This window comes from Bradyrhizobium sp. USDA 4510 (genome assembly GCF_054059095.1).
In genome coordinates, this window is record NZ_JBSSBT010000001.1 from 7281954 (window position 1) to 7303235 (window position 21282).

15 protein-coding genes and 1 tRNA gene are annotated in these 21282 nt (G+C 63.1%); 8 read left to right on the plus strand and 8 right to left on the minus strand.

All coding sequences use genetic code 11. The features are described from left to right. The first annotated feature begins 297 nt into the window (after positions 1 to 297). Positions 298 to 372, plus strand: a tRNA-Thr gene (locus ACVMDN_RS33955). Between the two features lie 147 nt (positions 373 to 519). Here the strand turns inward: ACVMDN_RS33955 and ACVMDN_RS33960 are convergent. Both ACVMDN_RS33960 and ACVMDN_RS33965 read right to left on the minus strand, forming a co-directional pair. Beyond that, positions 520 to 2358: an NACHT domain-containing protein gene (locus ACVMDN_RS33960; RefSeq protein ID WP_141342967.1), complete on the minus strand. Its 1839-nt coding sequence runs from the start codon at positions 2356 to 2358 to the stop codon at positions 520 to 522. 868 nt (positions 2359 to 3226) lie between these two features. Beyond that, positions 3227 to 3352 carry a hypothetical protein gene (locus tag ACVMDN_RS33965; RefSeq protein ID WP_256521266.1) on the minus strand — a complete coding sequence of 42 codons (126 nt, stop codon included), beginning with the start codon at positions 3350 to 3352 and terminating at the stop codon, positions 3227 to 3229. 99 nt (positions 3353 to 3451) lie between these two features. On the opposite strand from ACVMDN_RS33965, the gene ACVMDN_RS33970 reads away from it, so the two are divergent. From ACVMDN_RS33970 to ACVMDN_RS33980, 3 genes are all read left to right on the plus strand, one after another. Then, entirely contained in the window at positions 3452 to 3772 is a 321-nt protein-coding gene (locus tag ACVMDN_RS33970; protein ID WP_141342966.1) for a hypothetical protein, read from the plus strand. A gap of 356 nt (positions 3773 to 4128) precedes the next feature. Next, positions 4129 to 4872 carry an outer membrane protein gene (locus ACVMDN_RS33975; protein ID WP_076830931.1) on the plus strand — a complete coding sequence of 248 codons (744 nt, stop codon included), beginning with the start codon at positions 4129 to 4131 and terminating at the stop codon, positions 4870 to 4872. A gap of 250 nt (positions 4873 to 5122) precedes the next feature. Beyond that, positions 5123 to 7267 (plus strand): methyl-accepting chemotaxis protein, encoded by a 2145-nt coding sequence (locus tag ACVMDN_RS33980; RefSeq protein ID WP_141342965.1) that lies wholly within the window; start codon positions 5123 to 5125, stop codon positions 7265 to 7267. A 378-nt stretch (positions 7268 to 7645) separates the two neighbouring features. On the opposite strand, the gene ACVMDN_RS33985 is transcribed toward ACVMDN_RS33980, so the two are convergent. Continuing rightward, a complete protein-coding gene (locus ACVMDN_RS33985) occupies positions 7646 to 8674 on the minus strand; it encodes an IS110 family RNA-guided transposase (RefSeq protein ID WP_057016162.1) in 1029 nt (342 codons plus the stop codon). Positions 8675 to 8917: 243 nt separating this feature from the next. Here ACVMDN_RS33985 and ACVMDN_RS33990 point away from each other — a divergent pair, with 243 nt between their 5' ends. The 3 genes from ACVMDN_RS33990 (at position 8918) to ACVMDN_RS34000 (ending at position 15022) form a co-directional block, all read left to right on the plus strand. Further along, positions 8918 to 9982, plus strand: a complete 1065-nt coding sequence (locus tag ACVMDN_RS33990; protein WP_026191925.1) for an MBL fold metallo-hydrolase — start codon at positions 8918 to 8920, stop codon at positions 9980 to 9982. Positions 9983 to 10166: 184 nt separating this feature from the next. Continuing rightward, entirely contained in the window at positions 10167 to 11396 is a 1230-nt protein-coding gene (hemA, locus tag ACVMDN_RS33995) for a 5-aminolevulinate synthase (RefSeq protein ID WP_076831070.1), read from the plus strand. Positions 11397 to 11512: 116 nt separating this feature from the next. Next, positions 11513 to 15022, plus strand: a complete 3510-nt coding sequence (locus tag ACVMDN_RS34000; protein WP_057019434.1) for a PAS domain-containing hybrid sensor histidine kinase/response regulator — start codon at positions 11513 to 11515, stop codon at positions 15020 to 15022. A gap of 185 nt (positions 15023 to 15207) precedes the next feature. Here the strand turns inward: ACVMDN_RS34000 and ACVMDN_RS34005 are convergent, their stop codons facing one another. Next, entirely contained in the window at positions 15208 to 16386 is a 1179-nt protein-coding gene (locus ACVMDN_RS34005) for a beta-propeller fold lactonase family protein (protein WP_076830933.1), read from the minus strand. 193 nt (positions 16387 to 16579) lie between these two features. After that, the gene (locus tag ACVMDN_RS34010; RefSeq protein WP_057019436.1) at positions 16580 to 17254 is read right to left on the minus strand and encodes a response regulator; all 675 of its coding nucleotides are present in this window, start codon (positions 17252 to 17254) and stop codon (positions 16580 to 16582) included. Positions 17255 to 17570: 316 nt separating this feature from the next. Between ACVMDN_RS34010 and ACVMDN_RS34015 the strand changes: the two genes are divergently transcribed. Further along, positions 17571 to 19235 (plus strand): MFS transporter, encoded by a 1665-nt coding sequence (locus ACVMDN_RS34015; RefSeq protein ID WP_035631004.1) that lies wholly within the window; start codon positions 17571 to 17573, stop codon positions 19233 to 19235. A gap of 92 nt (positions 19236 to 19327) precedes the next feature. On the opposite strand, the gene ACVMDN_RS34020 is transcribed toward ACVMDN_RS34015, so the two are convergent. From ACVMDN_RS34020 to ACVMDN_RS34030, 3 genes are all read right to left on the minus strand, one after another. Next, positions 19328 to 19801 carry a secondary thiamine-phosphate synthase enzyme YjbQ gene (locus ACVMDN_RS34020; protein ID WP_076830936.1) on the minus strand — a complete coding sequence of 158 codons (474 nt, stop codon included), beginning with the start codon at positions 19799 to 19801 and terminating at the stop codon, positions 19328 to 19330. Between the two features lie 183 nt (positions 19802 to 19984). Continuing rightward, a complete protein-coding gene (locus tag ACVMDN_RS34025) occupies positions 19985 to 20509 on the minus strand; it encodes a hypothetical protein (RefSeq protein WP_076830938.1) in 525 nt (174 codons plus the stop codon). Positions 20510 to 20539: 30 nt separating this feature from the next. Next, entirely contained in the window at positions 20540 to 21163 is a 624-nt protein-coding gene (locus tag ACVMDN_RS34030) for a 2-hydroxychromene-2-carboxylate isomerase (RefSeq protein ID WP_057019439.1), read from the minus strand. Between the last annotated feature and the right edge of the window lie 119 nt (positions 21164 to 21282).

Consider the following 21282-nt stretch of genomic DNA (forward strand, 5'->3'; position numbering starts at 1 on the left):
CCGCCGCGCTGCGCGCGAGGCGAGCATAGCCAATGGCGGGTGCCCGCGCACCCTGCCCGGTCGGCCAGTTGCGGCGATATGATTCGGCGGCAAGCGCGGATCGGGATAGTTTCGGCGCGATCGGGAACCCAATCCGGCCGAAATCGGCCAGATTGGCCGGAATCAACGGCGAGGCGGTCGATTTCTGCCGATTTCAAGGGCGACAGGGGCGCGGTTTCGCTTGCGCCAAAGGGAGGCCTGTGGCAAGAACCGCCCGCTTGGACGGGCCCTCGGGGCCGATTCATTTTTCCCGGGCATGCTGCCGTAGCTCAGTGGTAGAGCACTCCATTGGTAATGGAGAGGTCGACAGTTCAATCCTGTCTGGCAGCACCATCTTTTCAATGACTTAGCTAGCCTCCGATCCCCCATTGACCATACAGTAACAATTTTGCGCAGATCCAAGCGTTGGAGGGCAATGGCCACAATCGGCGCTGAAGCACAAGGTACCGAAAGCGGTCGGTCTGGGCTATTTCTCTATTTTCACCTAAGTAGCACCAAGGTTCTTCCGGTCTTTTCGGCGTCATTTACCGATTTCTCTACGTGACGTGCGACAGCTAAAAGTGCCTTTCTGAAGAGCTCAAAGTGCTTTCCCACGTTTGTGCTCGCAAGCCATTCGTCGTCTTCGGGAGAGAGGGGCAATCCTCTGACTCGAGAGGCCCTCTTGGCCTCGCGATTTGAGATATTATTGGCCTCACGATCTCTAGCTTCGATCCGTCGACCAATTTCTTCGCCCGGAATGGAGTCTTCATTCTCCAGTGCGTCGAATACCCCCTTGAATTGGACCGGGTATAGCCGCTCCATCATGAGTGGGAAGCTATGCATGCGGCTGTCTCCCAGATTGAGCACCGTATGCTCTTTGCCCTTTTCGTTGCCCATAACCGACAGACCAAAATCCCCGATGACCTCCGTCGCGAACGAAATCGGGTGCTTTGCATCGAATTTTCTCAACGCAGGCATCATCTCTCGAAGCCTGGGAAGAACCCAAGCTCGTTCGATCAGAGGACGATTGATATCGACCGCCATGGATATCACGCTGTCCGTCGGCTGAAGCGATAGCTTGTCGAGAAGGTCGGCGAGATCAATCGGAGGACTGCGAGCGATAAAGCAGGCACTGAAGTATTCTTGGAATGAGCGATGAGTAAACGTTATCGATGTGCCGTCCCGCTGCATGATGCAAACGGATTCAATAAGGTCCCGAAGGAAGTCGGCTGGTTTGATATTAAGCTTTTCGTATTGGCAGGCGACCGCAATCGCATCCAGGATTTCTGTTTCAGTGAACAGGAATTTGGCTTTGACATACGTGGATATGCAGAGCGACGAGAGGCAGTTCTTGAACTCATTGATTGCTAGGTCCACGTAACGTTTACGTTCAAAGCCAGCTTCTTTTAGAGTGTCATGACGAAAGAAGAGCGTTTCGAATGCTTGTTCGTAGAAGATATGAATCTTGTCCGGTATCTGCGCGAACTGCTCGTACGTGATGAGCATCATAGTCGCCAGAAGAGGGTTCGAAAGAAAGCTTTCGTGCTTGTCGTATAACGAGGTCCGCACCGCCTCGGCGAACTTGTTTCGTATGATTTTTTCATACGGCAACTTGCGTAACAACTGTACGACTTCCTTCTTCGCCATTGGCAAGACTGAGTATCGAGTAAAGCTTTGCCATGATGAAAAGCGCTCATCCTCTCGGCTGGTCACGATTAGGACCATGCTCGGATTGTTACGCTGAAGTTCAATCAACTCCTTTTCAAGCGATGAGCGGAGGTCGGGTGACACTTCGTCAAAGCCGTCCAAGATCAGATAGATCGCCCCCGATTTCACAGCAGCCTCAAATTGCTTTTCCGAAATGACTGCCCCTGGCCCCAAGACTAGCGAATGATAAACATACGGAAGAATTTTCGAGCTACCCAACTCATTGATGCCACGTAGCTCAACAAGAATGGGAAGCACGGGGGTTTGGCTGTGCACCAAAGTCAAGAACAGGTGGCGCATGAAAATCGATTTGCCCGAACCTCCACTACCGCAGATGATTATGGCCTTGTCGCGCGGGATCCGCTCAATGAAACCGGCTTCGTCGATCATCAGGTGTCGGGAAGACAGATGAGTAGGGACATATATCGTATCGATGGGAATGGATTGATCCCGGCTGATTAGTGTTCGAACGTTTGAGCAACGCGCGACAGTAGTTTCGTAGTATGGCGCTAGGTTTAGCGTGAGTGTTTCAGCAAGCTTTGCGGCTGCCTTTCCCGCGAGCCCGAAAATAGGGCCGGCAAACTTGTCTGCAAATTTGGCAAGCAACGTCGCTGTCTGAGGGTCTATAGCCATTCGCGGCCTCTGGTTGCTGAAGACAATGAGCCATAGATAGAAGGTTGAGTTGCCGGAAGTCTACACGCCTTGGGACATCTCCAAAGCTTTCGATGGGGATACTGGGTTTACTCCAGCGCGGTTAAGCCGGGCTTCCGCCTTTGCCTAAAATCCTGCCCGATAATTTCTAGGTCCTAGTCATTCGGTGAAAGGCTATCCCGCCGGTCCGGGCGGTCAACGGAACAGCTATTGGTCTTAGATGACTCAATCCGGTCGCACCGACTTACATTGCGAGGCTTAGAGGCTTTTTGACAGAAGCAGCCCGCTTTCGCGTTCGGGGCTACGTGCAGCGGAAAGTGTAGACCTTGGTACGCTGAGTGAGTTGATTCACTCGAACGTCAGGGTTTGGGTCAGCAATGAAATTGAAGCCCCTCGGACAAGTTTGCCCCGCGAATTCGTTGGCGAACACAATCATCCGCTGACTCATTGAGCTTTCCGTCTCCAATACTCCTGGCGCGACATGAACCGTAACCATGTGTGTGTTCGCATTTAGTAGCTTATGATCGTACTGGATATTTCCCACACCGCCGACCTGCGATCCGGGCGCAACTTGAGACGATCCTCCTCCGTATGCGCACGCTCCGAGAAACAAACATAAGAAACCGACTACGAAAATCCGCATGTGCCCCCCAACGCCCAAAAAAGTTGGAACAACTTATGCGCGAATCAGACCAAGCAAAAGCCGAGACAGCGGAGCTCAGATCCTTGGACCGAAAAAAACGCAATCAAATCAAAGCAAGAAGCGCTAGTTCAATCCTGTCTGGCAGCACCAGGATCTTCGCAAAACGATGGCAGTCGCAGGCACGCGGTGCGCCCGCGTGCGCTGGAATCAATGCGCCAGCAGCGCGCCCATCCCGCCGATCGTCAGCACGACGTAGAAGGCGAACACACTGCCGACCCATTTCCAATCGATCTGATCGTGTTCGGGGCTGAGGCTTTCGATGATGCCGTGCATGATGGTTTCCTTTAGAACTCGCCTGCGTGGCGTATAACCCGCGCCTCAAGCACCTCATGTGACTCACTTCACATTTTGCCATCGCGGAGCGGACCAAGCGTGACCGGCCCAGAACTGAAGAAACTGCGCGAACATCTCAGCGAGGCGCTGGGCCGCAAGCTGACGGCGGCGGATATGGCGAAGCTGTGCGGGCTATCGGCCGCCGGCGGTGCCGAGAAGCTGCGCAGATGGGAAGTCACCGGCCCGACCCCGAAGGTTGCCGCCGTGCTGCGCGTGCTGGCGATGGCGAGCGAGCACTATCCGATCCTGGAGAAGTTCGACGTGTTCGATCGCCATGACGTCCCGGTCAGGGATCGCGCCGCGCGCCGCCAGGCGTTCCGCGAGCAGATGCGCGACGATGTGCGCAAGCGACTGGCCTAAAGCGCGATCACATTAGGTTGAATCATCATCGCGCTTTAGCTCCTTGTTTGAGCATGATCTCCGCGCAAACGCGTTCCGCGTTTGTCGAGAGGGAAAACCGCTTCGCACTTTTCCGGATCATGCTCTAACCGACGGCTTGGTTAACAGGAAATGCGCGCCGCGCACACCGCGTTAAGCCTTGCTTCATTCCACCTTAAGCGTTCGTTAGGCACAACAAAACGTTTCGCCGCAAAGGCTGCGACTTAACGCTCCGCGCAGCGTTCCGGTGACTGCATTTTATTCAAATGCGGTCTAACCCGTCGCCGTGGATGGCGCCATTCACGCTGCGCCTCATGACTTGTCCGGAGACTGCCCCCATGAAGAAGTTCCTGCTCGCAACCGCCGCCGTCGCGGCGGCCGTCGCTGCCTTTGGCGCGACCGCCAACGCCGCCGATTTCAACCGTGGCTATTATCAGAAGGCGCCCGCGCCTGTTTACGCCGCTCCGCTCTACAACTGGACCGGCTTCTATCTCGGCGGCCATCTCGGCGGCGTTTTCTCCCAGAACAACAATTTCAACGGCCTCGCGCTGTCCGACTCCGACGCCCGCTTCATGGGCGGCGTGCAGGCCGGTTACGACTGGCAGCTGTCGCCGATGTGGGTGATCGGCCTCGAAGGCCAGTATTCCTGGGTCGGCGGCCATCAGCTCAACGCGATCTTCCCGGGCGGCTACGTCTACAACAACAACCAGCGCGGCATCGGCTCGATCACCGGCCGCGTCGGCTACACCTGGGGTCCGGGCCTGATCTATGTGAAGGGCGGTTATGCCTATTCCGACAACAACGAAACGGTGACGCTCGGCGGCGCGCCGGTCGGATTCACGCTCAGCGACAACCACAGCAACGGCTGGACCATCGGCGGCGGCGCCGAATACATGTTCGCGCCGAACTGGTCGGCCAAGGTCGAGTACCAGTACTATGACTTCGGCGACAGCCGCTTCACCGCGCCGGGCGCGCTGGTGCCGGTCGGCAGCTTCCACAATGACGAGCACACGGTGAAGGCGGGCCTCAACTACCGCTTCAATCTCGGCAACCTCGGCGGCCCTGCTTACGGCCGCTACTGAGAGCACGCCCACAACCAACAGTGGAAAAGGCCGGCTCACGCCGGCCTTTTTGCATCCGATCGCGTGCATCGATTCCGCACAGCGAACCGAGACGTCGCCACTGCGCGGCAGCCCTGAAAAATCCCGCAGATCGTCGCAATTTTCCCGATTTTGTTAACCGGCCGCACCGATACTCCCGCGCCGGGGAAACATCCAAGAGTAGTGGCCAAGGATAGTGGCCAAGCGTAGTGGGCCAGGGGGCACAGGGGCAATGGCGTTTCGGTTCAAGCTCGGCAAACCAAATCTCAAGCGTATCCATCTGCCGCAGATGGGCGTCAGGGGCAGCCTGTTCGCGGCGTTCGCTGTGATCGCAGGCATGGCGCTGGTGATCAGCGCAGGCGCCGGCATCGTGCTGCATCAGCTCGGCGGCACCATGACCGATCTCTCCGGCCGCGACATTCCGCGGCTTGCCGCGAGCCTGCAACTTGCCGCGCAAAGCGCTTCGCTCGCGGCGCAAGGCCCCGGCCTGCTCGCCGTGCAGAGCGAGGACGCGCTGAACGATCGCACCAAGAAGGTGCAGGACGTCGCGCGGCTCACCAGCGCCAAGCTCGGCGAGATCATCGAGCTCGGCGCCGACAAATCCGTGGTCAGCGCATTGCAGGAGAACGTCAAGAACACCGACGAGGCCACCAAGAGCCTGATCTCGGCGGCGCGCGAGCGGCTCGAGGTCGGCGCGCTGCGCGACAAGCAGTACAACGCACTGCGCAAGGCGCAGGCGGCGTTCGTCTCCGCCGCAAGTCCCGCGATGCTCGACGCGCAGACCCGGCTCAACGCCATCCTCGCCGCGGCCGAAGTCTCCGCGGACGACGCCACTGAAGCTGCCCGCACCGTCGGCCAGATCAGCAACGTGCTCGCCGCCGGCAATCTGATGGCCGCCGACATGACCGCGGCGCTGTCGGCCAATTCCAGCGAAACGCTCGATGCGATCGAGGCCGAGTTCAAGGCCGCGCGTGAACGCGTCAAGTCCAACCTCGAGGACCTGCCGAACAATCCCGCGATCGTTGCGGTGCGCGACACCGCCTCGAGGCTGCTCGTGCTCGGCGAAGGCAAGACCGGCGTGTTCAAGATCCGCCAGAAAGAGCTCGACGCGATCGACTACGGCCAGACCATCCTGGAAGAGACGCGCAAGCTCAATGTCGGGCTCGGCATCAGCGTCCAGCAGCTGGTCGACGCGGTGCAGAAGGAGACCGACAGCTCGACCTTCCAGGCACGGCAGCAGATCTCGCTCGCGACCATGGTGATGATCGGCCTCGGCGCCCTGACGCTGGTCGGCTCGTTCCTGTTCGTCTGGCTCTATGTCGGACGCAACATCCTGCGCCGCATCCGCGGCCTGCAGCGCTCGATGCAGCTGCTGTCCGACGGCGACCTCGACACCGAGATCCCGCAGAGCCGCCAGCGCGACGAGATCGCCGTCATGGCCGACGCGCTGCAGGTGTTCCGCGAGAGCATGGTCGAGAGCCGCGAGCTCACGGAAAACCAGAACAAGGACCGCAGCGCCAAGGCGGAGCGCGCCTCGCGCATGGAAGCGCAGATCGTCACGTTCGAATCCAACGTCCGCAGCGCGCTCGGCAGCCTGCAGACCGCGGCGAACTCGATGCAGTCGACTGCGCAGAGCATGTCGGCGACCGCGGACCAGTCGAGCGCGCTGGTCAACGCCGTCGCGTCGGCCGCCGAGGAAACCTCGGTCAACGTGCAGACGGTGTCGGCCGGCACCGAGGAGCTGTCGTCCTCGATCCAGGAGATCGGCCGCCAAGTCGTGACCTCGGCGGAGATCGCCCGCAAGGCGGTGGAGGAAGCCAGCGCCACCGACAGCACGATGCAGGGGCTTGCCGACAATGCCGCACGCATCAGCGTCGTGGTCGACCTGATCCAGACCATCGCCTCGCAAACCAATCTGCTCGCGCTCAACGCCACCATCGAGGCGGCGCGCGCCGGCGAGGCCGGCCGCGGCTTTGCCGTGGTCGCCTCCGAGGTGAAGAACCTCGCGAGCCAGACCGCGAAGGCGACCGAGGAAATCCGCCAGCAGATCGTCAGCATGCAGGAGGTGACGACGACGGCCGTCTCCGCGATCCGCAACATCTCGAGCACGATCGGCGAGATCAACGACGTCACCACCGCGATCGCCGCCGCGGTCGAGCAGCAGGGCGCGGCGACCCGCGAGATCGCCCGCAACATCCAGCATGCGGCGGGCGGCACCAGCGAGGTGTCGAGCAACATCGTCGGCGTGTCCACCGCGTCGGCCGAGGCGGGCACCGCCGCCGGCGAGGTGCTGAGCGCCTCCGACGCACTGCGCCGCGAGGCCGACGTGCTGCGCTCGGAGATCGACGGCTTCCTGTCGAACATCCGCGCGGCGTAGGTACAGCGTCGTTCCGGGGCTATGCGAAGCATAGAACCCGGAACCTCGAGATTCCGGGTTCGCCTCTTCGAGGCGCCCCGGAATGACGGGCACGTATTCGCAAGACCGTTCGCTTCATCCGGGCTTCTGTAACGGGCCTTGGTTAGTCAATCCCTTTTCGCGTCATCCACTCGCCGGGCACTTGCTTCTGTACGGGATCGGCGCGAAGGCCGTCGCCTGATGGGGTGCATTGAGGAGCCGGCCGGCCAATCTACGGATTGCGTGGTCGTGAGCCACTTCCCGGATGGCGGCCTGACCGGATCCATCGTCCCAGCGGAGGGACTTCGCTCGGGGAGAGCCTGGTGTCGTGGCCCGCCCGGAACCGATTGCTGCTCCTGGCTAGATGGCCTTGGTCATCGGGTTGAACGGTTTGGTGTCGGCGAGCATGCGATGCAGGATCACGGCGAGCTTGCGAGCCAGCGCTACCTTGGCCTTGCGCATGCCTGCGCGCCGGGCGATCCGCATCGCCCAGCTCTTCAATGCCGAGCAATTCTTGACCGGCTTGGTCAGCATGACGTGAGCTGCCTGGTAGAGTGCCTCGCGCACGGAGGCATCCCCGATCTTGCTGATGCGGCCGGTGTAGTCGGTCTCACCGGACTGGTACTTCTTCGGGGTGAGCCCAAAGTGGGCTCCCGTGGCCTTCGAGGAGCGGAAGCGCTTCGGGTCGTCGATCGCCGCGGCATAGGTGAGCGCCACGATCGGACCAACGGACGGCGTTGTCATCAGGAGCTTGGCGGATGGATGCGTCCTGGCGAGCTTCTGGGTGTGCTTGTCCAGGCTCTTGAACTCCCGCAGCAGCACCGCATGGGCTTGGAGCAGCGCCGCCGCGACCAACTCCAGTCCGGGATGGCCGGTCACGAGCTCGCGGATGCGTCCGGCGAACGTGCGCTCGGTGGTCGCACCGACCTTCAGGCCAAAACCGCGAAGTATGCCGCGCAGGCTGTTCTCGACATCGCGAAGCTTGGATTGCAGCAGCTTGCGCGCCGTCAGGATGGCGCGGGTCTCCTGCGCCGCGACCGACTTGCAGTGCACCGGCCGGAACCAGCCGAGCCGCATCAACTGCGCGATCCGGCGGGCATCGTTGCGGTCCGTCTTCACCGGCATCGACTTGAAGGCTTCGCGAACGTGCCGCGTTTCCAGCAGCTCGACCGCAAGCCCTGCGTCTCGCAGACCCGCATACAGCCATTGCGACAAGGGGCCTGCCTCCAGCCCGATCCGTTCCAGTACCAGACCCAGCGACCGGAACCAGGCGATCAGCGCCGCCGGCTCGCTCGCAACCTTCGTCTCGCGCAAAATCTTGCCTGTCCCATCGACAAGGCAAACGCTCGAGCATTCCAAAGACACGTCAATTCCTGCATAGTGGTACATGGTCGTCCCTTAATGATGCTTGGAGCGGGCTTGCCCGACTCCGTTGAACACCATCAGTTTGAGGGACGACCGCCTTCCAACCAACAGGCCGCTCGCGAGCGCGCTTCCAAATTGCGCCGTAGCGAGCGGGCGGCCGGCCCGTTACCCCATCTACGGAATTCCGGCGATTTCTCGTCCCATTCTCCGGACGACTATCTGATTTTTCGGCTGGCGCGGCGGCCCGTGTGCCGCTAAGCCGGTAGCATGCATACGAAGACCGACCCCGTGCACTCCTCGGCGGAGGCACTGCGATACCCTTGGGAGAACCATCCCGGCCACGACCAGGTCGTGGAGGTGGCTCCCGGCGTGCTGTGGGCGCGGCTGAAGCTGCCGTTCCGCCTCAACCATGTGAACATCTATCTGCTCGCCGACGGCGACGGCTGGACCATGGTGGATGCCGGCTTCGGCAATGAGGAATCGATCGCGGCCTGGACCACGCTGTTCGAGGGGCCGCTGAAACACGTCAAGGTCACCCGCCTGATCGTGACGCATTCGCATCCCGACCATGTCGGTCTCGCCGGCTGGATCACCGAGCGCTTCGGCTGCCCGCTGTTCATGTCGCAGGTGGAATATCTGCAGTCGGTCTATCACCAGAACCGCGGCACCGAGGAGCGGCGCAACGCGCAGCGGCTGTTCTTCCGCCGCCACGGCATGGACGAGGACCTCACCGAGAAGCTGCTCGGCCGTGGCCAGGACTATCTGAAGCGCGTGTCGGTGCTGCCGCCGTCCTATCACCGCCTCACCCATGGCGACGAGGTCGTGATCGGCACGCGGCGCTTCAAGGTGATCACCGGCGGCGGCCACGCGCTCGACCAGGTGATGCTGTATTGCGCGGCCGACAAGCTGTTCCTGTCCGCCGACCAGGTGCTCAGCAAGATCTCGCCCAATGTCAGCGTCTGGGCGGTCGAGCCGGAGCAGAACTCGCTCGGCGAATATCTGGCCTCGCTGGCAAGCCTGACCACCACCCTGCCCTACGACGTGATGGTGCTGCCGGGCCACGGCGTGCCGTTCTACGGGCTGAAGACCCGGATCAAGCAGCTCGCCGATCACCATGAGGAGCGCTGCCGGCTGATCGCCGAGGCCTGCCGCGAGGTGCCGCAGACCTCCAAGGAGCTGGTGCCCGTGGTGTTCCACAAGCACGTGCTGGACGAGCACCAGATGGGCTTCGCCGCCGGTGAGCTGGTCGCCCATGTCAATTACATGCTGGTCGAGGGCCGCCTGACGGCCGAAATGCACGCCGACGGCATGCTGCGCTTCAAGACCACCTGAACCCGGCCGGGCGGCAAGGCATCGCCCGGCGATTTGACCGAAATCGAGCCGAACGGCCCCGGCTAGGGCAATTTGCCCAACTGCGACGCATGCCCAGATGTGGGTCAATGCATGGACATTAGAGCTGGAAAAGCTCTAAGAAGAAGCAGTCGTTCCGGTCAGGTTCCGCTTTCTGGGTTTGCCGATGGATTACAGCCAGTTCTTCAATACCGCCCTCAACCGCCTGCACGACGAGCGGCGCTACCGGGTGTTTGCCGACCTCGAACGGATCGCGGGCCGCTTCCCGCACGCCACCTGGCATTCGCCGAAGGGCAGCCGCAACGTCGTGATCTGGTGCTCCAACGACTATCTCGGCATGGGCCAGCATCCCAAGGTGGTCGGTGCCATGGTCGAGACCGCGACCCGGGTCGGCACCGGCGCCGGCGGCACCCGCAACATCGCGGGCACCCATCATCCGCTGGTGCAGCTCGAGGCGGAACTCGCCGACCTCCACGGCAAGGAAGCCTCGCTGCTGTTTACCTCGGGCTATGTCTCGAACCAGACCGGCATCTCGACGCTCGCCAAGCTGATCCCGAACTGCCTGATCCTGTCGGACGCGCTGAACCACAATTCGATGATCGAAGGCGTGCGCCAGGCCGGCTGCGAACGCCAGATATTCCGCCACAACGACGTCGCGCATCTCGAGGAGCTCTTGATCGCCGCCGGTCCCGACCGGCCGAAGCTGATCGTCTGCGAGAGCCTTTATTCGATGGACGGCGACGTCGCACCGCTCGGCAAGATCTGCGATCTCGCCGAGCAATACGGCGCCATGACCTATCTCGACGAAGTGCATGCGGTCGGCATGTACGGCCCGCGTGGCGGCGGCATCGCCGAGCGCGACGGCGCGATGCACCGGATCGATATCGTCGAGGGCACGCTGGCAAAAGCCTTTGGCTGCCTCGGCGGCTACATCGCGGGCCGCGCCGAGGTCATCGACGCGGTGCGCTCCTATGCGCCGGGCTTCATCTTCACCACCGCACTGCCGCCGGCGATCTGCTCGGCCGCGACGGCTGCGATCCGGCACCTGAAGACCTCGAACTGGGAGCGCGAGCGCCACCAGGACCGTGCCGCCCGCACCAAGGCGATCCTGACCGCCGCCGGCCTGCCGGTCATGTCGAGCGACACCCATATCGTGCCGCTGTTCGTCGGCGATCCCGAGAAGTGCAAGCGGGCCTCCGACCTGCTGCTCGAGGACCACGGCATCTACATCCAGCCGATCAACTATCCGACGGTCGCCAAGGGCACCGAGCGGCTGCGCATCACGCCCTCGCCCTACCATGACGACGGCCTGATCGACGCGCTGGCCGAGGCGCTGCTCCAGGTCTGGGACCGGCTCGGCCTGCCCCTGCACCAGAAGTCGCTGGCCGCCGAGTAACCCTATCCGCTTCCGACCCCGAATTTGGGCCGGCCGTGCATCGCGCGGCCGGTCCTTTGCGTTATAATCCTGACAACCGGCCCTTCCCCAGCGGCCGGGACAGGAGATGAGCAGCGATGCTGCACGACTGGGGCGTAATCGCCACGGCGTTCGCCTACATCGGATTGTTGTTCTTCATTGCCAGCCGCGGCGACCGCAGCTCGCCGGGCGAGCGCGGCCGCGCCAGCCAGTGGATCTATCCGCTGTCGCTGGCGATCTACTGCACCTCCTGGACCTTCTTCGGCTCGGTCGGCTTCGCCACCCGCACCAGCATCGACTTCCTGGCGATCTATGTCGGCCCGATCGTGATGGTCGGATTGTGCACGCCGCTGCTGCGCCGGGTGATCGCGCTCGCCAAGTCGCAGAACATCACCTCGATCGCCGACTTCATCGCCGCGCGCTACGGCAAGAGCCAGGCGGTGGCGGCGACCGTGGCACTGATCGCGATCATCGGCTCGGTGCCCTACATCGCGCTGCAGCTCAAGGCGGTGGCGGCGTCGCTGGAGACCATCCTGAGCGAGGACCAGGCGTTCTCGAAAATCCCCGTGATCGGCGACATCGCGCTGATGGTCACGCTGGCGATGGCGGTGTTCGCGGTGCTGTTCGGCACCCGCCACACCGACGCGACCGAGCACCAGCACGGCCTGATCCTGGCGATCGCGGCCGAGTCCATCGTCAAGCTGGTCGCCTTCATCGCCGCCGGCGCATTCGTCACCTTCTGGATGTTCTCGCCGGTCGAGCTCTACGAGCGCGCCCTGAAGACGCCGGAGGCGGTGCGCGCGATCGAATATGTGCCGTCGATCGGCAATTTCCTGATCATGACGCTGCTGTCGTTCTGCGCGGTCATGCTGCTGCCCCGCCAGTTCCATGTCAGCGTGGTGGAGAATTCGACGCCCGCCGAAGTCACCCGGGCGCGCTGGCTGTTCCCGCTCTACCTCATCGCCATCAACCTGTTCGTGATTCCGATCGCGATCGCCGGCCTCGTCATCTTCCCGTTCGGCGCGGTCGATGCCGACATGTTCGTGCTGGCGCTGCCGATCGAGGGCAATTCGCAATTGCTCAGCCTCGCCGTGTTCGTCGGCGGGCTGTCGGCGGCGACCGCGATGGTGATCGTCGAATGCGTCGCGCTGTCGATCATGGTCTCCAACGACATCGTGCTGCCGCTGGTCTTGCCGCGCAGCGACGACGCCAGCGCCGGCCAGAAGGACTTTGGCGATTTCCTGCTGAAGGCGCGCCGCTTCTCGATCTTCGCCATCATGGTGCTGGCGTATTTCTACTATCGCGCGCTCGGCAACACCCAGCTGGTCGCGATCGGCCTGCTGTCGTTTGCCGCGATCACCCAGCTGGCGCCGGCGTTCTTCGGCGGCCTGTTCTGGCGCAGAGCCACCGCACGCGGCGCCATGGCGGGCATGCTGGTCGGCTTCGCGACGTGGCTCTACACGCTGTTCATCCCGAGCTTCCTGGAAACCTCGACCACCGGCCTGATGCTGCTGCAGCACGGGCCGTTCGGGATCGAGGCGTTGCGGCCGCAGGCGCTGTTCGGCGCCGACCTGCCGCCGCTGCTGCACGGCGTGCTGTGGAGCCTTGCGCTCAACATCCTCACCTATGTGCTGTTCTCGCTGGCGCGCGCGCCGTCCTCGATCGAGTTGTTGCAGGCCGACGTGTTCGTGCCCAACGCGCTGGCCCCGATCGCGCCCAGCTTCCGGCGCTGGCGCACCACGGTGACGGTGGAGGATATCCAGAGCACGGTGACGCAATATCTCGGCCCCGACCGCACCCGCGAGGCCTTCGCCTCCTTCGCCGTCGACCGCAACATCGTGCTGCTGGCGTCGGCTCCGGCCGATTTCGAGTTGCTGCAGCATGCCGAGCGGTTGATCGCCTCCTCGATCGGGGCCGCGTCCTCGCGCCTTGTGATGTCGCTGCTGCTGCAACGGCGCACGGTGTCGGCCAAGGCCGCGCTGAAACTGCTCGACGACTCCCACGCCGCCCTGCACTTCAACCGCGAGATCCTGCAGACCGCGCTCAATCACGTGCGCCAGGGCATCGCGGTGTTCGACGCCGATCTGCAGCTGATCTGTTCCAACCGCCAGTTCTCCGAATTGCTGGGGCTGCCGCAGCATCTGGTGCAGCTCGGCATCCCGCTGTCCGAAATCCTCGAATTCATGGGCGCGATCAGTCCGCCTGCGTCCGGCGACGGCGACAGCCTGCTGCAGGCCCGCCTGCGCGCCTACACCACCGAGGGCGAGCCTTATCTGGAACGCTTCACCGACCGCCATCTGGTGATCGAGGTGCGTGCCAACCGCATGCCGGGCGGCGGGCTCGTCATCACCTTCTCCGACGTCACGCCGAGCTTCGAGGCGGCGGAGGCGCTGGAGCGCGCCAACGCGACGCTGGAAAAGCGGGTGCGCGACCGCACCGAGGAGCTGACGCGGCTGAATTCGGAGCTCGCGCTCGCCAAGGGCATCGCGGAAGACGCCAACGCCTCGAAGACACGCTTCCTTGCGGCCGCCAGCCACGACATCCTGCAGCCGCTCAATGCGGCGCGCCTCTACGTCACGAGCCTGGTCGAGCGCCAGAACGGCGGCGAGGATTCGCGCCTGGTCGAGAACATCGACGACTCACTCGAGGCGATCGAGGACATCCTGGGCGCGCTGCTCGACATTTCCAGGCTCGATGCCGGCGCCATGACGCCGGCGATCACGAGCTTCCGGATGGCCGACCTGATGCGCTCGCTGGAGATCGAGTTCATGCCGATCGCCCGCGACAAGGGCCTCGACCTGCGCTTCGTGCCGTGCTCGCTGCCGGTCGAATCCGACCGCTCGCTGCTGCGCCGGCTGCTGCAGAACTTCATCTCCAACGCGATCAAATATACCCCGCGCGGCCGCGTCTTGATCGGCTGCCGCCGCCGCGGCACCACGCTCCAGATCAGCATCTTCGACACCGGCGTCGGCATTCCCGTGCAGAAGCGCGGCGAGATCTTCAAGGAGTTCCACCGCCTCGAGCAGGGCGCCCGGATCGCCCGCGGCCTCGGCCTCGGCCTGTCGATCGTCGAGCGGCTGGCGCGGGTGCTCAACCACCGCATCGCGATCTCGGCCAATGTCAGCGGCGGCTCGGCGTTCTCGGTCACCGTGCCGGTCGCGACCGCGGTCAACCATACTGCGGCCGTCACCACCGCGACGCCGCTGTCGAAGACGCCGATGAGCGGCTCGCTGATTGTCTGCATCGAGAACGATCCCGCCATCCTCGACGGCATGAAGACGCTGCTGACGGCGTGGGACGCCGAGGTGATCGCGGTGCTCGACGCCGACGGCGCGATCAGCGCGATCGAGGCCGCCGGTGGCCGCGTCACCGGCGTCCTGGTCGACTACCATCTCGACCGCGGCAACGGCGTCGCCGCGATCCGCGAGATCCGCCGCCGCTTCGGCGACGGCATTCCGGCGATCCTGATCACCGCCGACCGCAGCCCTGCGGTGCGCGCCGCCGCGCGCGAGGAAAACATCGCGGTGCTGAACAAGCCGGTGAAACCCGCCTCGCTCCGCGCCCTACTCGGACAATGGCGCACCCAGCAGATGGTGGCGGCGGAGTAGCGCGCCGCGGCGCAATCCGGGCGCGCATCTCGCATTGGATCATGATGCGACTGGATCGAATCGCATCATGAAGGCACGGCAAAGACACGGCGCTCCCTCCCGCAAGCGCGAGAGGTGAAGCGAGCCTGCGCAGTGGCCGGCTCAACCGAAAATCACATGCTCCAGCAAGATCGCCAAGCGTCGGGTTAGTTCGGCCCCATTCCGGCCGACGCCGGGTGCCCTGGCACCTGAAAGCGCTTGCCTGTGTCGGTGACGTTGGTTCCGTCGACCTTGAGGATCGAGAAATCCTGGCTGAGGTAGTTCCCGACCAGGATGTATTTTCCGTCAGGCGTGAAGACCGCGGCCTCAGGCAGTCCGCCGACTTCGATATCTCCGGTCTTGGTCACTTTCTTGCCGTCGATCTTCAGGACCGAGACGCTGCCGTTCTTCTCATGGAAGAACGCATTCTTCATGTTCGAGCCGCGCAGGATCACCGAGACTGCGAGATCCCCCTTCGGACTGACGCCAAGCCCCTCCGGTCCATCGCCGACCACCACGCGATCGATGATGCGCGGCGGCTTCGCTTCGAGATCGATGACGCTGGCCGTGTCGACGCTGCCGTCCGACGCGCCTGAGTTGCCATTGTCCGACGTCAACGCGATCTTGCTGTTCGGGGTCACTGCGACGTTGTAAGGCCATTGGCCGGCCGGCAGGTCTATCTTGGCGTAGGTGACTTTGTCGCCGGCGATATCGAGCACCGATATCTTGTGCCCGGGAAAACGCGCGACCAGCGCGTGCTTGCCGTCTGGCGCGAACGCGACATGTGCGACACTGTCTGGCATCGATATCGTGTCGGTGATCTTGACGTCAGTGCCGTTGACCGAAAGCACGCTGATCGAATTGTCCCCGCGGTTGGCAACCAACGCCATCTTGCCATCGGGACTGAAGCTCAACCCTGATGGCTGCTTTCCGCCGGCAATGGTCGCTGCCAGCTTGGGCGGGGTCGCTTTGAGATCGATCACATAGATCTTGTTATCCGGCACCTGCTTCAGAGCGTCGCCTTCCTTCACCACGTCGACCGAATCCGCGACCAGCGCCACGGTTCCGGTCGGATCGATAGCGACGTTGACCGGGGGGCCGACTACCGAGTTCTTCAATGGGAGAGAGGCCGCAATCTTCGGGTTCTCGGGATCGGCGAGATCGATGATCAGCACTTGATCCTTGCCGGGCGGGGACAGCACCGGCTTGCCGTCGTCGTCCCACAACAGCTTCTCGTCCAGGCCGACGATCATCAAGGGCTTGGCCTGAGCGCAATTGAAAGAGCTGATACCGAGAAGGATTGCCGCAGCCAGAGATAGTCCGGCGACGCGAGTGATGGAAATCATGGCGTTCTCCCCAAAAGCACGCGGCCTCTCACGGGCCGGTGCCGGACAGGATACTCGGTTTTCGACCGATGCGCAGTTTGAATGGGATCTGGATGGCTTCGCGAAAGCGTGCCATCGGGCGCGCTTTCGCGCCACCCGCCGGCTCGCAATGCCGTGGCCCGAGCCCGGCAACCACAGCTGGAGTTGCTCGGGACTACGTCGGCGGCGTGCCCTGGCGCCATTGGCCGCCGGCGATCTTGGCGGCGGCGATCACGGCTTGGGTGCGGCTTTCGACGCCGAGCTTCTGCAGGATCGCCGAGACATGGGCCTTGATGGTCGCTTCGGAAACGCCGAGCTCGTAGGCGATCTGCTTGTTGAGCAGCCCCTCGGACAGCATCATCAGCACCCGCACCTGCTGCGGGGTCAGCGTCACCAGCCGGTCGCGCAGCCGCGTCATGTCGGGATCGCCGGCCGCCGACAGATCGGTGTCCGGCGGCACCCAGACGTCGCCCTCCATCACCTTCATGATGGCATCCCGCAGCGTCTCGACGCCGAAGCGCTTGGGGATGAAACCGGAAGCGCCAAAGTCGAGCGAGCGGCGGATGGTCCCGGCATCGTCACTGGCGGATACGATCACCACCGGAATCGCCGGATACTGCGCCCGCAGATAGATCAGGCCGGAGAAACCGCTGATCCCCGGCATGCTCAGGTCCAGCAGGATCAGGTCGACCTCGGAGTCCCGTTCCAGCAGCGCGGTCAGATCCTCGAACGATCCGGCCTCGCTGATCGTGGCCGAACTCACGACGCTCGACACCGCCTGACGCAACGCATCGCGGAACAGCGGATGGTCGTCGGCGATGACAAGATGAGTATTGGCAGCAGCAGTCATCTCAGTCCCACAAGCGGGCTTTAGGCAAACCCGCGTCGCTCGGTTTTCGCCCGCGCGGCAGTATCACGCAAGCGCTTGATAATACCAGATGCCAACGCGGTTAACCCGCGCAGCTTGTGCGCCGCAATAGACGCCTGCGGAGGCGTTCCATCCTGCTCTTCCTTCAGAAGATAGGTTCGATCCTGAAAAGGCCAAAAGTCTTATTGGGGCGGGTTTCACTGCGATGTTACCTTCATCTCAAGCCGAGGGCCTATTCGGGCCTCACCCGCCAGCCGGGGGCGAGCATGGCAGCAATATTTCGGGGGGAGCAATCCAGATGTCCACTATGACTGCAACTTCGGCGCGGCCCGCCGGCATGACAAAGGATGAGCGTTTCGTCATCCTCGCGTCGTCGCTCGGTACCGTGTTCGAGTGGTACGACTTCTATCTCTACGGTTCGCTGGCCGGCATCATCGGCGCGCAGTTCTTCTCGGACTATCCGCCGGCGACCCGCGACATCTTCGCATTGCTGGCATTCGCCGCGGGCTTCCTGGTGCGCCCGTTCGGCGCGATCGTGTTCGGCCGGGTCGGCGACATCGTCGGCCGCAAATACACCTTCCTCGTCACCATCCTGATCATGGGTCTGTCGACCTTCATCGTCGGCCTGTTGCCCAACGCCAAGACCATCGGCATCGCGGCGCCGATCATCCTGATCTCGCTGCGCCTACTGCAGGGCCTCGCGCTCGGCGGCGAATATGGCGGTGCCGCGACCTATGTCGCTGAGCATGCCCCGCCCGGCAAGCGCGGCTACTACACCTCGTTCATCCAGACCACGGCAACGCTTGGACTGTTTCTGTCGCTGCTGGTGATCCTGTTCACGCGAACCCTCACCGGCGAAAAGGACTTCGCCGACTGGGGCTGGCGCATTCCATTCCTGGTGTCGGTGCTGCTGCTCGGCATCTCGGTCTGGATCCGGCTGCGGCTGAACGAATCGCCGGTGTTCCAGCGGATGAAGGAGGAGGGCAAGACCTCCAAGGCGCCGCTGACCGAGGCCTTCGCGACCTGGAGCAACGCCAAGATCGTGATCCTCGCGCTGCTCGGCCTGACCATGGGCCAGGCGGTGATCTGGTACACGGGCCAGTTCTACGCGCTGTTCTTCCTGCAATCGATCCTGAAGGTCGACGGCTACACCGCCAACCTCTTGATCGCCTGGTCTCTGTTGCTCGGCACCGGCTTCTTCCTGGTGTTCGGCGCGCTGTCGGACAAGATCGGCCGCAAGCCGATCATCCTGGCGGGCTGCCTGATCGGCGCACTCACGCTGTTCCCGATCTTCAAGATGATCACGACCAACGCCAATCCGGCGCTGGAGAAGGCCTATGAGACGGTCAAGGTGCAGGTGGTTGCGGATCCGGCCGGCTGCGGCGATCTGTTCAATCCGGTCGGCACCCGCGTCTTCAGCGCGCCTTGCGACACCGCCCGCGCCTTCCTAGCCCAATCGTCGGTGAAATATTCGACGGTGCCGGGCCCGGCCGGCTCGCCGGTGAAGATCCTGATCAACGACAAGGAAGTGCCGTATACGGACGCCAAGACGTCGAACCCCGCAATCCTCGCGGCGGTGCAGGCGGCGGGCTATCCGAAGCCGGGTGACGCCGGCATCGTGAAGATGTCGCACCCGTTCGATGTCTTCCGTCCGCAGGTGGCCGCGGTCATCGGCCTGCTGTTCATCCTGGTGCTCTACGTCACCATGGTCTACGGCCCGATCGCCGCCATGCTGGTCGAACTGTTCCCGACCCGCATCCGCTACACCTCGATGTCGCTGCCCTATCATATCGGCAACGGCTGGTTCGGCGGCCTGCTCCCGGCGACCGCGTTCGCGATCACCGCCTCGACCGGCGACATCTACTCCGGTCTCTGGTATCCGGTCATCTTCGCCGCAATCACCGTCGTGGTCGGCGCGCTGTTCATTCCGGAAACCAAGGACGTCGACATCACCAAGACCTGACCGTCGACATCGCGATCAGAATGCATCGGCCGCGGAGCGATCCGTGGCCGATGTCATTTGGAGGCCGCGTCTTAAAAGACAGGTCGCGCGCGTCAGCGCGTGGCGCCGATGAATTGCAGCACGATCTCGCGCCGGTGCGGACGGGCGCGATGCTCGATCAGATAGATGCCCTGCCAGGTGCCGAGCGCCATCTGACCGTCGAGCACGGGGACCTGCAGCGAGGTCGCCGTCAGCATGGTCTTGATGTGCGCCGGCATGTCGTCAGGGCCTTCGGTGTCGTGACGCCAGCCGCCGTCTTCGGGCGCTGCGCGGTCGAGCGCCGTCTTCAGATCGACCAGCACGGTCGGATCGGCATTCTCCTGGATCGTCAGCGAGGCCGAGGTGTGGCGGATGAACAGCGTGACCACACCCTCGCCGGCACGCGCCTCGCGCAGGAATTTGGCGACCTCGCGCGTGATGTCGGTAAAGCCGGCGCCCGACGTTTCGACCGCCAGGCGCGACGACACGATGCTGGTTGCCGCGACGGAGGATGGCGCCGAGTGCGTGATGGTCCTCGATGAGTTCATCTGTAACTCTCACTATGTCGTCCCGGCGAAGGCCGGGACCCATACTCCGCGGCCCCTCAGTTACGAAGATTTGGAGTTGCCAGCTTGGCCACCCAACTCCCAGCGGCGGTTATGGGTCCCGGCTCCCGTGCGCAATTGCGCACTAGGCCGGGACGACGCTGGAGAGACAGCGCCAGCACAACATCAAATCTTGCCGCCATTGACGTCGCGCTGCACGCGGTTGGCCATTTCGATCAGTCGCCGCCAGGCCCGCTCCACGAACGACATCATGCGATCCATGTCGCGGTCGCTCGGCAGCGGGATCTCGATCTTGCGCTCGCCCTCGGCGACCTTCGGCTCGGTCTTGGGCTCCGGCTTCTTCAGCAGATCGGATTTCGGCAACGCTTCGTCGGTCTTGGCCGACGGTGCGCGCGCGGCGAGCTCATCCTTGAGCTTGTCATTGTCGGCTTGCAGGCGCCCGATCTCGGCATCCAGCGCCGCCCGCTCGTCCGGCACCATGTAACAGGCCCAGCCGGCGCTGGAATTGGTGCAGGTCGACACCGCGCCGGTGCGCGTGTCGAGCCGCAGGAAACCATCGCCGGCGGGTGATAAGGCGTAGCGGCCATTCTCGGTGTCCGGCACGGTTTGCGCGATCGCCGCGCCGCCGCTTGCGATCAGGATGGCAGCAATTGCGATGGACAATTTCGACGGTGACATCGCGATGGGCATGGCTTGCTCCGCCTCAACCTGATTCCTGCCCTAGACCACAGAGCTATAGGGCTTGCGGCCTGACTTCAACGCGTCTTCAAGCAATTCGATCCGGTCCTGGCCCCAGAACACCTCGCCATCGAGCACATATCCGGGCGAGCCGAACACGTCGGCGTCCAATGCATTCTGGCGATTCTGCTCATAGGCCGCGCTGATCGCTTCAGTGCTCGAGCGCTCGACCAGCTGCCGGCCGGGCAAACCGGCATCGTCGGCGAGCTTCACCAGCGTCGCAGGATCAGCAAGATTAAGCTGCTGCTCCCACACCGCGGGATAGGCCCGTTGCAAGAACGGCTCGGGGTCGAGGCCGGCCTCGAGCATCGCGATCACCACGCCATCGGCAAGGCGCCCGTTGAACGGCCAGTTGGCCGGCTGCAAATGAAAATTCAGTCCGCGCTTGTCGCGCCAGCGCTGCAACTCGATCATCCGATAGCGCTGCCGCACCGGATGGCGCTTGGCGAGCGGCAGTCCGCCGGTCTCGGAGAACAGATCGACCAGCAGCACAGGCCGGTAATTTACCTTGAGATCGTAAGTGCTTACGAGTCGAACGAAGGGCTTGTGGCCGATATAGGCCCAGGGGGATTGCAGCGAGAAGTAGTAATCGATCTGGCGCGACATGCGGAACCTGACTGCGTGAGAGGACGGGACTTTCGGCGATCCCAGCAGAGCGGGAATAGCCACGCAATATCGCTCAATGCCACGCAAGCTGTTGCACTGCGATCACTGCGTCACTCTGA